The sequence below is a fragment of the Pseudomonas sp. GW821-FHT07F05 genome, assembly GCF_059418765.1.
Window position 1 is genome coordinate 201,407 of record NZ_JBWKQL010000006.1, and the last position, 14,037, is coordinate 215,443.

16 protein-coding genes are annotated in these 14,037 nt (G+C 59.3%); 1 reads left to right on the plus strand and 15 read right to left on the minus strand.

Features of this window, described 5'->3' with window-relative positions; genetic code table 11:
- Nucleotides 1-304: 304 nt before the first annotated feature.
- The 9 genes from AC07RO_RS15275 to AC07RO_RS15315 all read right to left on the minus strand — a co-directional run bounded on the left by AC07RO_RS15275 (nt 305) and on the right by AC07RO_RS15315 (nt 7,696).
- Nucleotides 305-643 carry a ribonuclease E inhibitor RraB gene (locus AC07RO_RS15275; RefSeq protein WP_192175034.1) on the minus strand — a complete coding sequence of 113 codons (339 nt, stop codon included), beginning with the start codon at nt 641-643 and terminating at the stop codon, nt 305-307.
- 249 nt (nt 644-892) lie between these two features.
- On the minus strand, nt 893-1,129 hold the full coding sequence (locus AC07RO_RS15280) for a hypothetical protein (protein WP_192175035.1): 237 nt from the start codon (nt 1,127-1,129) through the stop codon (nt 893-895).
- Between the two features lie 167 nt (nt 1,130-1,296).
- Nucleotides 1,297-3,369: an LTA synthase family protein gene (locus AC07RO_RS15285; RefSeq protein WP_495086428.1), complete on the minus strand. Its 2,073-nt coding sequence runs from the start codon at nt 3,367-3,369 to the stop codon at nt 1,297-1,299.
- Nucleotides 3,370-3,639: 270 nt separating this feature from the next.
- Complete coding sequence (locus AC07RO_RS15290) at nt 3,640-4,842, minus strand: type II toxin-antitoxin system HipA family toxin (RefSeq protein WP_495086483.1); 1,203 nt, start codon at nt 4,840-4,842, stop codon at nt 3,640-3,642.
- A gap of 5 nt (nt 4,843-4,847) precedes the next feature.
- Complete coding sequence (locus AC07RO_RS15295; RefSeq protein ID WP_192175037.1) at nt 4,848-5,099, minus strand: helix-turn-helix domain-containing protein; 252 nt, start codon at nt 5,097-5,099, stop codon at nt 4,848-4,850.
- A gap of 125 nt (nt 5,100-5,224) precedes the next feature.
- Nucleotides 5,225-6,085, minus strand: coding sequence for a polyamine aminopropyltransferase (gene speE, locus AC07RO_RS15300; protein WP_495086429.1), 861 nt, complete (start codon nt 6,083-6,085; stop codon nt 5,225-5,227).
- Between the two features lie 181 nt (nt 6,086-6,266).
- On the minus strand, nt 6,267-6,458 hold the full coding sequence (locus AC07RO_RS15305) for a PLDc N-terminal domain-containing protein (protein ID WP_037009073.1): 192 nt from the start codon (nt 6,456-6,458) through the stop codon (nt 6,267-6,269).
- A gap of 109 nt (nt 6,459-6,567) precedes the next feature.
- Nucleotides 6,568-7,092, minus strand: a complete 525-nt coding sequence (locus AC07RO_RS15310; RefSeq protein WP_495008970.1) for a hypothetical protein — start codon at nt 7,090-7,092, stop codon at nt 6,568-6,570.
- 67 nt (nt 7,093-7,159) lie between these two features.
- Nucleotides 7,160-7,696 (minus strand): ankyrin repeat domain-containing protein, encoded by a 537-nt coding sequence (locus AC07RO_RS15315; RefSeq protein WP_122624151.1) that lies wholly within the window; start codon nt 7,694-7,696, stop codon nt 7,160-7,162.
- 513 nt (nt 7,697-8,209) lie between these two features.
- Between AC07RO_RS15315 and AC07RO_RS15320 the strand changes: the two genes are divergently transcribed.
- Nucleotides 8,210-8,488 (plus strand): DUF3509 domain-containing protein, encoded by a 279-nt coding sequence (locus tag AC07RO_RS15320; protein ID WP_074891912.1) that lies wholly within the window; start codon nt 8,210-8,212, stop codon nt 8,486-8,488.
- A 156-nt stretch (nt 8,489-8,644) separates the two neighbouring features.
- Here AC07RO_RS15320 and AC07RO_RS15325 read toward each other — a convergent pair whose 3' ends face one another.
- From AC07RO_RS15325 to aroC, 6 genes are all read right to left on the minus strand, one after another.
- Entirely contained in the window at nt 8,645-9,361 is a 717-nt protein-coding gene (locus tag AC07RO_RS15325) for a helix-turn-helix transcriptional regulator (RefSeq protein ID WP_282373315.1), read from the minus strand.
- Between the two features lie 322 nt (nt 9,362-9,683).
- Nucleotides 9,684-10,367, minus strand: coding sequence for an acireductone synthase (gene mtnC / locus AC07RO_RS15330; protein WP_495086430.1), 684 nt, complete (start codon nt 10,365-10,367; stop codon nt 9,684-9,686).
- Between the two features lie 5 nt (nt 10,368-10,372).
- Nucleotides 10,373-10,918 carry a 1,2-dihydroxy-3-keto-5-methylthiopentene dioxygenase gene (locus AC07RO_RS15335; protein ID WP_074891918.1) on the minus strand — a complete coding sequence of 182 codons (546 nt, stop codon included), beginning with the start codon at nt 10,916-10,918 and terminating at the stop codon, nt 10,373-10,375.
- A gap of 91 nt (nt 10,919-11,009) precedes the next feature.
- Entirely contained in the window at nt 11,010-11,639 is a 630-nt protein-coding gene (locus AC07RO_RS15340; RefSeq protein ID WP_495086431.1) for a methylthioribulose 1-phosphate dehydratase, read from the minus strand.
- On the minus strand, nt 11,636-12,790 hold the full coding sequence (locus tag AC07RO_RS15345) for an MFS transporter (RefSeq protein WP_495086484.1): 1,155 nt from the start codon (nt 12,788-12,790) through the stop codon (nt 11,636-11,638). Before AC07RO_RS15345 ends, AC07RO_RS15340 begins: the two co-directional genes overlap by 4 nt.
- A gap of 31 nt (nt 12,791-12,821) precedes the next feature.
- Nucleotides 12,822-13,913 carry a chorismate synthase gene (aroC, locus tag AC07RO_RS15350; RefSeq protein ID WP_265386404.1) on the minus strand — a complete coding sequence of 364 codons (1,092 nt, stop codon included), beginning with the start codon at nt 13,911-13,913 and terminating at the stop codon, nt 12,822-12,824.
- Between the last annotated feature and the right edge of the window lie 124 nt (nt 13,914-14,037).

Genomic DNA, 14,037 nt, shown 5'->3' on the forward strand with positions numbered 1-14,037 from the left:
CATGGCGAAGCGTCGTTAACTTTGAAAATCTATCGCTGGCATAGCGACAGTTCATTTCCGTGCGGTTCAGAGGCTGAGCATAATCACCCCATACCGCAGACCAACCCGCCGGATCACACAAGGCGATTGGCTCAAAACCTTATTGGCAACGCCACCCGATATTCCCTTTCCGCCGCTCCGAAGAGAGCGGCTTTTTTTTGCCCGTGATTCAGCTCGGTGCATCTCCCGCTCCACACTTGGTCGTGGAGGCGGGAGACATTTCCAACGATCGGCGCCTCGCTTCGGCGCATGACGGTTGATCAGCTCAATGAAGGCGCTTGAGCTCCTGTTTGACGCCCCAGCCTTCAACCTCCCCGTCCAGACCGAAAATCGCCGTCTGGAAATCCTGCTCGAAGTCGCCTATCCCGTCGTAGGTTGCGTACATCAACTTGCTCAGTTCCAGGTGCCAGGCACCGTCTTCCAGTGCATTGAGCTGGACATTCACTGACTCGCCACGAAATTTTTCCGCAGCCTGACGCGCCCGGTCCTCATCCGGAAAGGTGGCATAGAACTCGATGGGGTGAATGCGTGCGAAGTCGAAACCGCCTTCTTTCATGCAGCGCAGAACATGGCTGCTGATGTCTTCTTGATAGGCTGTGCTCATGAAACGTCCTCCTATGCAACGATAGATAGAGTTTCAACTATCCCGAAACACCCCTCGATGGCGAGGCGTGTAGCGGCAGGTCATCTGCCGCCCGGGACTCAAGCATGTCGCTGACAAGGCCGGTGCGTTTTACAAAACGGGCATACGTACGCGAGCGGACTCGGGTAGATGCATCACCGACCTCGATCGCAGAGTACGCCCATTGCCAGTGCGTTGCCAATTGGCAGGATGGCGGGAAATGCAGGCTTCTTACGAAGCCTCGATGATGGAGATGATCTGTACCGCGTTCTGCTCTTTGAGTGTCTTCACGGTGGGCTCGGCAGTGCGACCGTCGAGGTCGTTCAGATCAAGATCACTGGCGACCGGAAACAGGATCGGACGGAGTTGCTGCGCAGCCTCTTCTTCACTGGGACGGTGATCGGATTCAAGATCGAGGGTTTGCTGCACACCGTCTTTGTCCAGAAACGAAATAGTCCACACTTTCATCAATGTCTCCTCAGTAAAGGCCTGACAACGGCCTGATGATCTTGACCCTTGCAGCGCAACGACGTTCAACCCGAATCGTCAGCGCACAGCTGACGTTGGCAGCCTGAAGCCGAGGATTCGCAGGCAAAAAAACGCCCCGGTCTCGGGGCGTTTTCATCAGGCTGCGGTCATTGTGGCTTGGCGTCTTTGACCCCTGCCGTGTTGTCCAGCAGGCTCTTGGTCGCGGTCTGCAGGAAGCTGTCGAGCTTCTTGCGCAACTCGGCGACGTCCGGCGCATCCGGCATCAGCTCGGCATGGGGCTTGGTGCCCAACTCGTAGCTGTAGACCTTCGGCTCCATTTCCTTGGGTTCGATCAGGATCCGGTTGCCGGTGACCAGCGCCACGGTCTGCTCGCTGCCCGATGGCTTGATTACGCCAAAGCCCTCGTCTCCCGCTGGCAGATTGAGCAGGTCGCGGCCCCAGCACTGGTGCACGGTGTCGCCACCCAGGCGGCCCATGATGGTCGGCACGATGTCAATCTGCGTACCGACGATGCTGCTGCGCTTGCCGAACTTGTCCTGCAGGCCCGGGGCGATCATCAGCATCGGCACGTTGAAACGGCCAAGGTCCATCTCGGTGATCTGCTCGTTGTTGCCGAAGCCGTGGTCACCGACGACCACAAACAGCGTGTCCTTGTAGTACGGCTCTTTCTTGGCCTTCTCGAAGAACTGACCCAGCGCCCAGTCCGAATAACGCATGGCGGTGAGGTGTTCATCCAGCGTGCCATGCCCGGTGACGCGCTCGACCGGCAGATTGGCCGGCAGTGCGTACGGCGTGTGGTTGGACAGGGTTTGCAGCAAGGCATAGAACGGCTTGCCTTTGGCCTCGCGGGCTTTCAGCTCCTCGGCGCCACGGTCGAACATGTCCTGATCGGACACGCCCCAGGTCGGGTCCGAGAACACCGGGTTGACGAAGTCGTTGCGGCCAATGAAGTTGGTCATGCCCTGGTTGCTGAAGAAGCCTGACTGGTTGTCCCAGGCGAAGTCACCGTTGTAGACGTAAACGTCGTCGTACTTGCGCGCGCTGAGCAGCTGCGGCAGACCCGACAGCTTGTGGCTGCCTTCCGGTGTCTGCATCAGGTATTCAAAGCCCGGCAGGTTCGGGAAGCACGCCATGGTCGCGAACATGCCCTGATGGGTGTGCGTACCGTTGGAGAAGAATCGATCAAACAGCAGACCTTCCTGGGACAGTTTGTCGAAGTAAGGCGTGATGTTCGATTCGTCACCCAGCGCACCCACCGAATGGCCGGCGAAGCTTTCCATCAGGATCACGACGACGTTCTTGATCGGCAGCGTGTTGGCCGGCGGCGGTGTGAAATCACGACGGACAGCGGCTTTCTCAGGATCAATCAGCTTGTCGTTGGCGGTCAGCAGCATGTCGCGGACCGTCTGCTGGGCTTCAGCCACAGGCAGGGTCGCTTTCCAGATGTTGTCGCGGTCCTCGGACATGCGGCTCTTCGCCGCCGCGATCAGCGTCAGCGTGCCGTTCAGGCCAAGGGTGTTGGCGAAGTTGGAGTCAGTGGTGTAGGCATCGCCCCAACGCAGCGGCGGGCCCTGGCGCAAGGTGCCGCGAGCGGCGATGACGGCCACCACCAGACACAGCAGGAAGACCACGGCACGTTTGTACAACGGCGCGACCACACGGTTGTCGGCGCTGGCGACGTTGAACCCGCCACGGGGACGGGTCACGCGATCGACGCCTTTGAAGACAAGGCTCAGCAACCAGGTCACCAGTGCCCACGCCAACAGATAACGAACCACCGGGTAGCCGTACCAGATCATGCTCAGAACGGTTTTCGGGTCTTCTTTGACGTATTGGAAAACCAGGCCGTTCAGGCGCTGGTGGAATTCACGGTAGAAGTCCATCTCCATCAGGCCGAAGAACGCGGTCAGGCTCGCAACCAGCGTTAGCCAGAAGCGAAACACCCCACGGGCCGCCATCAGGCGCGCGCTGAACAGGGACAGCAGAAGGGGAATCAGGATGTACACGACCAGACGCAGATCGAATCGCAGGCCATTGCCGAACGCCTCGACAAACGTCGAAGCCGGCGTCGCGCCGATGCCTTCGCGGTTATAGACCAGCAGCGCAACGCGCAAAAGGGTGTACAGGACCATCAGCACCAGGCCGCTCAGGAGCGTATAGGCCAGGTGCGATTTGACGGTAGGTTGCGGCGCGCGCGCCGGGGCGTCCGTTTTGGCCATGTGTTGTGGGATCCGTTGGATTCAGGTTTAGGTTCAAAAAGCGGTGCGCCCGACCACATCGAAATGCCGGTCCGGGCTGCGGGGGCCAAATATTACGTGAACCCTCGCGGTTTACCACCGATCCCGCGCATTCTTCATGACGGATCGGCTCAAACATTTATCTCAATCAGTGGGTAGCCTTGGAACGGCGCGAATCTTCCCGAAGAAACGGTGAAAATTCCGTTCATTAACGACGCCACTCATATTTTCTTACAAAGCCTTGAATAGCGCTCACACCTTGAACGTCTGGGCATACCGCTCGACGGCGTGTTCGATGGCGTCGAAAACAGGGGGTGCGTGGGCGTTGAGCGAGGCGTTTTCCTGCAGCGACGCCTGCACCGCTGCAATCAGCCGTTCGATGCGCACGTTCGGTTTGCGGATGTCGCAGGTCGACGCGAGGGTCAGAATGCCGAGCCTCGAGCCGAACAGGCTCTTCGAGCCATCCAGGCGCAGGGCGAGCGCGTCGTCCTTTATGTACGCGGTGGTGTTGACGATGTCGTAGGCTGGCGCCAATTGAGCGTCCGCCCCCAGCGGGTCGCGATACAGCACCCCGAAGTTCTTCAAATGGGCATCGCCGTTGCCGACCATGCAACTGAGCGCGACGATGTCGAAGAACCGATCCAGCGAATCACGCACATGCTCAGGCGCGCAGAACAGGCGAATGGCCTTGGCGATGTTTTCGTAGCTGGAGTCGTACTTCTGCTCCGTGCCCAGGCCCATCAGCACGGCCATGTCCTCGAAGCCGATGGCGCGCTGGTCAGCGTCCCGATCAAAGCGACGCATGACGAACAGCTGGCGGTTATCCGACAGATAAAATTCCGGTACCGGCATGCCGGCTCTGCGCGCCGCGTCCATGCACACGTATTCGTTGACAGCCAGCCCGGGGAAGTCCGCCCTCCCCGACTTGACGATCAATTCGGGCATCAACAGTGTGGCTTTCGGGTCCGTAACGAAGTCCGAATCGGGCACGATGACTTTGGGCTGAACGCCTGAAATCCCGGTGCGCAAAATGTACTGATCGACCAGTTCGGCAAACAGATCCTGCGTCCCGTCCCAACTGAGTATCTGCCCCAGGCTTTTGCCTGCAACGGGGCCCGCCCCACCCAGCAAGCCGTCGATCATTGGAGACACCACGGCGACGCGGCCGACGGGCGAACCGCTACCGGTCAATGCCATGAGCAGCATGGGGTTGATGGGCGTGGTTTTGGCGAGGCGATTGCGCAACTGCTCCAGCACGAAGCCTTCGGGCAGGTTCATCTGGAAGACGGGATGCAGGCTGCGCGAGACGTAAGCCGCATCGCGAACGCCCATGGTCAGGCTGATCTGCGACGCCGGGCTGGCGTCCAGGCCATAGCGAAACAGGTAGTCGCCGGACTCAGACGCCGACAGCTCACCGCTCTCACCCTCAGGCGTAAAAATGCGTACACGATCCAGCGGTTTCACTGGAACACCTCGCGCAGCTCTTCAAACGTCGGGCGTCGGGCGGAAACGACTTTTATCTCGGCATTCAACGCGGCGAGCACCTTGGCGTAGAAATTCACCGCCACGGTCGGGCTGCCTTTTTCGACTTCTGCAAGCTTTTGCCGTGTCATGCCCGACTGGTAGGCCAGCTGCACCTGAGTAAGGCCTCGGGATTTGCGCATCTCTTCGATCTGGCTGCCCAAGCGCTCGAGCAATAACGTCGCGTCCATTTGTCACGCCTGCATAACATTAAACAATCAATGGAATCTATACGTGACATGACTGGCGAGCAAGGAGAAGTTACGCAAACCTGACATCGCCTGGCTAATGTCATGCTTGCGTAACATATCAGCCGTCAGAAGTTGCTGGGCTTGTTGATCGCCTGAAGCACGTACTGCGGCAATGCGAAGGCGCCGATGTGAACCTCAGGGTTGTAATAACGGGTGACGATGCCGCTGCCGGCGAATCGCTGACGCAGGGTATCCAGCGAAAGTTTGCGGTGCTCGGAATCCGTCGAGCCCCAGGCAAACGTCATCGCGCCACCAATATAGGTGGGCACCGCTGCCTGATAGAAATGCCAGTCGGCGAACAGGCCATTCATGCGCCCTGCCGTGGTCTGCACTTCGCTCAGCTGCATGAACGGCGTGCCGTTCTGCGTGACCAGAATCCCGCCTTCGTTGAGGCAGCGATGGCAGGCCTGATAGAAGTTTTCCGAAAACAGCACTTCACCCGGCCCGATCGGGTCCGTCGAATCAGAAATGATGACGTCAAATTTTTCCTGAGTGGTGGCAACGAAGCGCATGCCGTCGTCGATGACCAGGTTCAGACGCGCATCATCGAAAGCGCCTTTGGAGTGGTTCGGCAGGTATTCCTTGCACATCTCGACCACAGTGCCGTCAATCTCGACCATGGTGATGTGCTCGACCGTCGCGTGCTTGGCGACTTCGCGCAGCATGCCGCCATCGCCACCGCCGATGATCAGCACACGTTTGGCGCGGCCGTGGGCCAGAATCGGCACATGGGTGAGCATCTCGTGATAGATGAATTCGTCGGCTTCGGTGGTCTGAATCACGCCGTCCAGCGCCATGACCCGGCCCATGCGCGGGTTCTGAAAGATCACCAGATGCTGATGCTCGGTGCGCACTTCATGCAGCATCTTTTCCATGCGAAAGCGCTGGCCATAGCCTTCATACAACGTTTCTTGATAATCGCTCATGGATGGAGTCCCCGATAACTACTGATGACAGGACGGCAGGCCGCCCACAAGAAGGCGCGCATTCTACGTCGCGGAGCATGACAGGTCGAATGTCGTGGTGGCGCGGGTGATCTGGCAAAACAAAAACGCCCGACGGGCCAGGCCAGTCGGGCGTCATGTGTTCTGAAGCCTTGCTGCGATACTAGATACGCACGTTGCCACGCGGGCCAGCGATTGCCCAGATGATCAGGCCCAGCACCGGCAGGATAACGATCAGCAAAATCCAGAGGATTTTCTTCCCGGTTTCCGCGCCGCTTTTCAGCACGTTGATGATGGCCCAGATATCCAGCGCCAGAATGATCAGGCCAATCAGACCGTTGAAGGTAGAACCCATGGTGTTGCTCCTAATTGAAGGCTTGCTCACTTGAGAGTGGCGGGTTGCAATCAGGGTTCCATTGGTCGGGAGGGATATTTCTCGGCGCAGCAAAACGCGGTGCCGGAGATCAAACCTGCGCCTTGAGCGCCTCCAGCGCGGGCTCTATCAATATGCCGAGCTCGACGCCGAGTGCCATGACCCGCTCAACGTCAGCGCCGTAGACCAGCACCGTTTGCAACACGTGGTCCAGCGGCTCGCTGATGTCCATCAGCACATACCCGCCCATGTCCTTGTTCATGCTGGAAAGCTGAATCTGAATACGGTTAAGCGCGGCCAGGGGTTCAGCTTTGGTCAGCTGTTTGGGCTTGATGTTGAACGGCACGTTGGGGCCGAACGACGCCATGATCTCGGTGAGCAGATCAGGATAGGTATCAGCCTGAAGCAAGACGGTATCAGGCAGGCTGCCGATGACGACCCACTCGCCCAGCGGGATCGGGAAGGTGTCGTCGAAATTGATGTCGGGGTTGGCGGTCAGAAATGCGTCGGGATCGGCGTAAGCCTGGGCGGCTTCGTCGGCGATTTTTTCGATTTCTTCATCGCTCATGCAGCCGGAGCTGATCTTGCTGATGAATTCGATGAGTGAAGCTTTCATGGCAGATCGTCCGGGGGCTGAAAAACAGGCGCGCAGGATAGCTGGAAATGCTGCGCGCCTCTATCGCTTACGCCCCCAGACGTGTGAGCTGTTCGGCGGTCTCGGTCGCGCCCATGGTCTGTGCGGCCATCAGCGGGGTGACGCCCTTGGCATCCTGGATGTGAGGGTTGGCCCCCTTGGAGATCAGGTAGTCGACGATCGCGGTACGGTTGAACATCGCCGCCATCATCAATGCGGTACGGCCGTCGGCTGATGCGCCTTCCACGTCTGCACCGCCTTCCACAAGGATCTTCACGGTTTCCAGATCGCCCTTGAACGCAGCGCCGGCGATCGGGCTCTGGCCATTGTCGTTGCGCAGTTCCGGGTCAGCCTTGTGCTTGAGCAGCACCCGCACGGCATCTTGATGACCGTGGTAGCTGGCCAGCATCAACAACGTGTCGCCTTTATGGTTGCGAAGATTGGGGGTCAAGCCGTTTTCCAGCAGCCGGTCGAGCATCGGGGCGTCACCGGCACGAGCCCGGTCGAACACCTGCTCGGCAAATTCCAGTGCCTCTTCGTCTGTCATGCGCGTGGCAGAACCGGGCGTGGTGGGGGCTTCTGACATTTCTTAACTCCAGTAGCGCAAGGCATTGCGCGGGACAAAATCAAAGGATGCGGCGATTCACGGGCCAGGCAATCTATGAGCCGTGGATAAAGCCTGTAGTTCCACTGATGACGCCATCACTCATGGCGCACCGTCGACAGCGCCGCCGCAGATGACACCAACGATGCCAGCTTCATCAACCGGCGCCAAACGATCAGTTTCAATGAGCCCGATAGCGCCAGCTGACAGCCCGGCGAGAAAATTTCGCAACAAAACGAAATAAATCCCGGATACCGCTGTCTCAGTTATGTCCGCAAAGCGCGACTCCCGCCCCGCAGCACCCCTTCACCACCCCTCAACTCCGGTAAATTGCAGGATGCACGAGAGGCATTCATGCAAATTGCACGAAGCAGAATTTTTGTAAAACCTTTAAGCCCTTGATTTTATTGACATTTATTTAGCGTCAAAAGCTGGCACAGTCACTGCACTAGTCATTCCAAGCTTGTTATCCCATGAGCAATGGAGCCTCTAGACATGACTTTCATCCAAGAAAAATTCGCATCCGTATTTTCCGATTTCGAAGTCACCACCCAGCCGCGTCCGGACGGTGGCGTTCTGTTGACTCTGCGCAACGAAGAAGGCACCAACATCCGCCGCTGCGTGTCTTACGCTCAACTGCACACTCCAGTGCAACTGGAATGGGTGATCAGCGCTATTCGTCGCGACCTGGCCGCACAAGCCAGCGAGCTGCCCGCTATCTCGATGTTGCAAAGCCAGCACCGTTTTGATCTGCCTACTTATCACACCCGATAAGTACGAAGCCGGAACCTGGCGTTCCGGCAGCAACACGTTTCACTCTCATCGAAGCATCCCTTGTAGATTCCCGCGATAGTCGATGCTATCGCGGTTTTTTTTGGGGCTTTTTTTGCTGAGTGCGACATTAGACGCTGGCGCGCATCCAGCTTCCTTCTACTGAATGATCCCCCGACACAATGCCTCGCCCACGGCCTGAGCGCGGTTGGTAACCCCGAGCTTGGCGTAGATGCTCTTGAAGTGATGCTTGACGGTTGCCTCCGAGACTTCTTTTATCAGCCCGATCTCCCACGCCGTCTTGCCTTCCCGCGCCCATTTGAGGATCTCCAGTTCTTTCGGAGACAGCGCCCGCGTCTGCAGTTGTCGGCCCTTCCCCGCCACGTGAAGCATCGGCACCAGACTGGTGAGCAGGTAGCGATCGTTGTGGCTCAGCGGTCGCTCCATGCCGTTGAGCGTGCAGATGGTAACGACGCCCTGATTGGCGCGCGTCTGGCTGCTGTAGCCATAGGAAAACGCCGGAAGCAGGTCGCAATCCTCAACAGCAGCCATGTAGGCAGCAGACGGCGGGTAGGTCTTGAAGGCCTCCTCCCAGTTCAGAAAGCCCATGGTGTGGCGGTAGCAACGGATAACCGGGTCTTCGATCATCAGGCGTCCCTGGCAATAAAGATCCTTCCAGTAGCTGTCGACGTTCGACGTGATGCAACTGAGCAGCACGCCGTTGCGATACTGATAAAGCATGGCCCGTTCGCTGCGGCATTCAGCCCGTAGCCAGTCAAGTGCGTTGGCAATGGCCGCATCGCCATCCTGTTCAGTGATGCTGGTGACCATTTGTTGTATCAACGGACTCAGCGTCCCTGTCTGTGCGTTTTTCATGTTCCCCTCCCGTTTAAAACCATCAAATTCGCAGCCCTGATGCCCCTTGGATTTTTTATGCATGGCAGCTGAAAATGGCGTCAGGTGCTGTCGTCAACACGACCGCACGAGGCGCATTCAAAAGCTGTCAGGGTGCGACAGGCGAAGGGTTACACAGTCGAGGAGGGTTAAACACAGCGTCGAAAACAAACAGGCATGCCTGACCGTGAAACAAGCAACTTCCCACAAACGAACAAAAACCAACTTACATTTTTCCGCATTTGGATACAAAAACGGCCAATGTCAGAGACATCGGCCGTCGGTTTTCAGCACACCAGATTCATCAGAAAGCGCTGGGCTCTATCGCCGTAAAATTGCTCACGTTGATGTGCCCGTTCAGTTCTCCGCCATCGCGCACCAGTGCGCAAGTGGCCATGCCGGCCTGTTGCGCGGCATCGAGTTCTTCGACGATGTCGGACAGAAACAGGATCGCTTCCGCCGGATGCCCGATGCTCGAAGCAATCGATCGATAGGACGCCTCCTCGCGCTTGGGCCCGGAGGTGGTGTCGAAGTAGCCGCTGAACAGCCCGGACAGATCGCCTGCCTCGGAGCAGCCAAAGATCAGCTTCTGCGCCTGGATCGAACCCGAGGAGTAGACGTACAACGCGTACCCCGCCTGATGCCAGCGTTTCAGCGCCTCGACGGCATCCGGGTAAACGTGTCCCTTGAGCTGCCCGGCCTGGTAACCCTGCTGCCAGACCATGCCCTGCAATGCCTTGAGCGGCGTGGCTTTACGGTCTTCAGCGATCCATTGCAACAGGATCTCGATGACCCGATCGACACTCGCGTCAGGTTCAGCACTGTCGTTGCGCACGGCCTGCAACTGCGCGGCCACGTCGGGTTCGCTGGCATGCTGCCGAACGAACCCGGGCAGATGCTGCTTGGCGTACGGAAAGAGCACGTCGAAGACGAAGCTCACCGCGCTGGTGGTGCCTTCGATGTCAGTCAGGATCGCTTTGATGGTCATGTTGGTCAGTCTTCCAGGCGCGGGAACTGGCTGGCGATGCTTTCGCCGGTGAACTTGGCCACCCAGCCTTCCGGGTTGTTGAACAGGCGAATGGCAACGAAATGCGGATGCTCGCCCATGTCGAACCAGTGACGGGTGCCGGCCGGAACCGAGATCAGGTCGTTTTTCTCGCACAGCACGGCGTAGACGAAATCGTCGATGTGCAGGGTAAACAGCCCACGGCCGGCGACGAAGAACCGCACTTCATCTTCGCCATGCTGATGCTCCTCGAGGAACTTGGCGCGCAGTTCGGCCTTCTGCGGGTGGTCACTGTTGAGGCTGATCACATCGACGGTCACGTAACCGCGCTCGGTCATCAGCCTGTCGATCTGGGTGCGGTAGGCCGCAATGACCTCCTCCTGACTGGCGCCGGGGGTGATCGGCGTTGCGGCCTGCCAACGGTCGAAGGCCACGCCATGCTCGGCCAGAGTCGAGGCGATGTCTTCCAGGTGGGTCAGGACCTTGTTGGGCAGTTCGGGGGATGACACGTGGTAAACGGACAGACTGCTCATTGCGGGGCTTCCTCGGTTCGGTCCGCGTCTGTCGGCTCTAGGGCCAATCAAACACGTTTGATTCAGGCAGTGGGGACGCTGCGTGCAACCATCAACGCTGCAGCGATGAGCGGTTGAGCACGGACAGGGTCTTGAGCTCGCATTCGAACAGGAATTCGAAGGCTTCGATCTGGCGCAAGGCATCGCTCATCTTCGCGCCCCAAGTGTACAAACCATGACCGCGAATCAAGTAACCGGCGCAGTCAGGGTGCTGATCCAGCCAGGGCTGAACCTTGCCTGCCAGCCGGGCAATGTCCTGATCGTTGTCGAAAATCGGCACCACCACTTTTGATTCATGGGTGGAAACGCCGCTGAAGGCTTTTTGCAGCTCGTAGTCCTCGAACACCAGACGATCACCGGCAGTGAGCCGGGACAGCACGGTGGCGTTGACCGAATGGGTGTGCAGCACAGCCCCCACCGCCGGCTTGCAGCTATAAAGCTGTGTGTGCAGCAGGGTTTCGGCCGACGGCTTTTTGCCCGGTTCCAGGCTGTGGCCGGCCAGGTCGGTGGCCAGCACGTCGTCGATGCCCAACTGGCCCTTGTGCTTGCCGGAGACGGTCAGCAGCGCTTCGGTCGGCGACAGGCGCACGGAATAATTGCTGCTGGTGGCGGGCGACCAGCCCCGGGCGTACAGGAACCGCCCCGCTTCGATGATTTCCCGAGCCAGTGCTTCGCGACTCATACGCGCTCCTCTTTCATACATGTGGCGGTCAGGACAGCAGCGGCCACGGCCGCCAGACTCGCAATGGCAAAGGTCCAGCTGGCGCCCAGCGCGTTCCAGCTGTAACCGGAATACAAAGCGCCCATCGCCCCGCCGGTGCCGGAAAGGGCGGCGTACAACGCTTGACCCTGACCTTGCTGGCGTGGGCCAAAACTGCGTTGCACGTAATGCACGGCCGACGCATGAAAGCTGCCGAAGGTGGCTGCGTGCATCAGTTGGGCGACGATCAGAATCGCCAGATGATCGGCCAGATTACCCAGCAAAAGCCAGCGCAATGCGGCGATCACGAAGCTGGTGATCAACACCTGACGGACACTGAAGCGCTGCAGCACACGGCTCATCGCCATGAACATCAAGACTTCGGCGATCACCCCCAGCGCCCACAGCAGGCCAATCATCCCGCGGCTGTAGCCAAGATGTTCCAGATGCAGGGTGAGAAAGGTGTTATACGGCCCGTGGCTCAGTTGTATCAATGCGACGCTGACATAAAACGCCAGCACACCCGGCCTGATCAGTTGCCTGAGGAAGCCCTCGCCCGCAACCCGCACGCCCGAAGCCACCGGCTGCGCGTTCGGCACCCACCAACTGCTGGCGATAATGCCGAGCAGGATCAACAGCAGCAGTTGCGGGTAGTAATCCAGGCTGAACCACTCCAGCATCCGGCCCAGCACGACCACCGAAAGAATGAAGCCGATGGATCCCCACAGCCGGATCTGGCTGTAGCGGGAAGTCTGGCCCTGCAAATGCGTCAGCGTGATGACTTCGAATTGCGGCAGCACCGCGTGCCAGAAAAATGCATAGAGGGCCATGACCATCGCCAGCCAGGCGTAGGACGTGTCGACGAGAATCAGGCTGAAACAGGCCAGTCCGCAAATGGCGCCGAAGCGCACGATGGTCAGGCGTCGGCCGGTGTAATCGCCGAGCCAGCCCCAGACGTTGGGCGCAACGCAGCGCATCAGCATCGGGATTGCCACCAGTTCGCCGATGCGGGCGGCGGAAAATCCCAGGTGGCTGAAATACAGCGCCATGTAGGGCGCAGTGGCCCCAAGCAGGGCGAAATAGAACAGGTAGAAGCTGGCGAGCCGCCAGTAAGGGAGCGCCGCCACGCTCAGATGACCGCGGCGGCAACGCGCGGCTCAGGCATTACAGCTGACCCAGAATCGGCGTCGTAACACGCACGTCAGCGTTTTGCCCGCGGTGGCGCAGCAGGTGGTCAACCAGCACGATGGCCATCATCGCCTCGGCAATGGGCGTAGCGCGGATGCCGACGCACGGGTCGTGACGGCCTTTGGTGATGACCTCGACGGAGTTGCCATCGACGTCGATCGAGTGCCCCGGCGTGGTGATGCTGGAGGTCGCTTTCAGGGCCAGATGCGCAACGATCGGCTGGCCGGACGAAATCCCGCCGAGGATGCCGCCGGCGTTGTTCGACAGAAAACCTTCCGGGCTCATTTCGTCACGATGCTCGGTGCCGCGTTGGGCCACGCAGGCAAAGCCGGCACCGATCTCGACGCCCTTGACCGCGTTGATGCTCATCAACGCGTGAGCCAGTTCGGCATCGAGACGGTCGAAAATCGGCTCGCCCAGGCCCGGCATCACCCCTTCGGCCACGACCGTGATCTTCGCGCCCACCGAGTCCTGATCGCGACGCAGTTGGTCCATGTAGGCTTCCAGCTCCGGCACCTTGCTCGGGTCAGGGCTGAAGAAGGCGTTGTCTTCCACCGAATCCCAGGTCTTGAACGGGATTTCGATCGGGCCGAGCTGGCTCATGTAGCCGCGAACGGTGATGCCCTGGGTGGCGAGAAACTTCTTGGCGATGGCCCCGGCGGCGACGCGCATGGCCGTTTCCCGCGCAGAGCTGCGACCGCCGCCACGGTAGTCGCGGATGCCGTATTTATGGTGGTAGGTGTAATCGGCGTGGGCGGGGCGGAACAGGTCCTTGATCGCCGAGTAGTCCTTGGACTTCTGATCGGTGTTGCGAATCAGCAAGCCGATGGACGCGCCGGTGGTCTTGCCTTCGAAGACGCCGGACAGGATCTCGACCTCGTCGGGCTCCTGACGCTGGGTGGTGTGGCGACTGGTCCCCGGCTTGCGGCGGTCGAGGTCACGCTGCAGGTCTTCCAGCGACAGCTCGATGCCCGGCGGGCAGCCGTCAACGATGGCAACCAGTGCAGGACCGTGGCTTTCGCCGGCAGTGGTGACAGTGAACAGCTTGCCGTAGGTATTGCCGGACATGCGGGAGGCTCCGAGGACGTTCAAAAACTCAAGCGCGCCAGTATACGCAGGCTTATGGCGCAGTTCATCCTCGAACCTTATTCATTTGCCCGCGTCCAATTGACACTTTATTGATGACGGTCCT

What these genes read in the sequence shown, in the direction of transcription:
- AC07RO_RS15275 (WP_192175034.1), bottom strand. Translation starts at nt 643, where the DNA reads ATGAGCACAGCCTATCAAGAAGACATCAGCAGCCATGTTCTGCGCTGC.
- AC07RO_RS15280 (WP_192175035.1), bottom strand. Translation starts at nt 1,129, where the DNA reads ATGAAAGTGTGGACTATTTCGTTTCTGGACAAAGACGGTGTGCAGCAA.
- AC07RO_RS15285 (WP_495086428.1), bottom strand. Translation starts at nt 3,369, where the DNA reads ATGGCCAAAACGGACGCCCCGGCGCGCGCGCCGCAACCTACCGTCAAA.
- AC07RO_RS15295 (WP_192175037.1), bottom strand. Translation starts at nt 5,099, where the DNA reads ATGGACGCGACGTTATTGCTCGAGCGCTTGGGCAGCCAGATCGAAGAG.
- speE (WP_495086429.1), bottom strand. Translation starts at nt 6,085, where the DNA reads ATGAGCGATTATCAAGAAACGTTGTATGAAGGCTATGGCCAGCGCTTT.
- AC07RO_RS15305 (WP_037009073.1), bottom strand. Translation starts at nt 6,458, where the DNA reads ATGGGTTCTACCTTCAACGGTCTGATTGGCCTGATCATTCTGGCGCTG.
- AC07RO_RS15310 (WP_495008970.1), bottom strand. Translation starts at nt 7,092, where the DNA reads ATGAAAGCTTCACTCATCGAATTCATCAGCAAGATCAGCTCCGGCTGC.
- AC07RO_RS15315 (WP_122624151.1), bottom strand. Translation starts at nt 7,696, where the DNA reads ATGTCAGAAGCCCCCACCACGCCCGGTTCTGCCACGCGCATGACAGAC.
- AC07RO_RS15320 (WP_074891912.1), top strand. Translation starts at nt 8,210, where the DNA reads ATGACTTTCATCCAAGAAAAATTCGCATCCGTATTTTCCGATTTCGAA.
- AC07RO_RS15325 (WP_282373315.1), bottom strand. Translation starts at nt 9,361, where the DNA reads ATGAAAAACGCACAGACAGGGACGCTGAGTCCGTTGATACAACAAATG.
- mtnC (WP_495086430.1), bottom strand. Translation starts at nt 10,367, where the DNA reads ATGACCATCAAAGCGATCCTGACTGACATCGAAGGCACCACCAGCGCG.
- AC07RO_RS15335 (WP_074891918.1), bottom strand. Translation starts at nt 10,918, where the DNA reads ATGAGCAGTCTGTCCGTTTACCACGTGTCATCCCCCGAACTGCCCAAC.
- AC07RO_RS15340 (WP_495086431.1), bottom strand. Translation starts at nt 11,639, where the DNA reads ATGAGTCGCGAAGCACTGGCTCGGGAAATCATCGAAGCGGGGCGGTTC.
- aroC (WP_265386404.1), bottom strand. Translation starts at nt 13,913, where the DNA reads ATGTCCGGCAATACCTACGGCAAGCTGTTCACTGTCACCACTGCCGGC.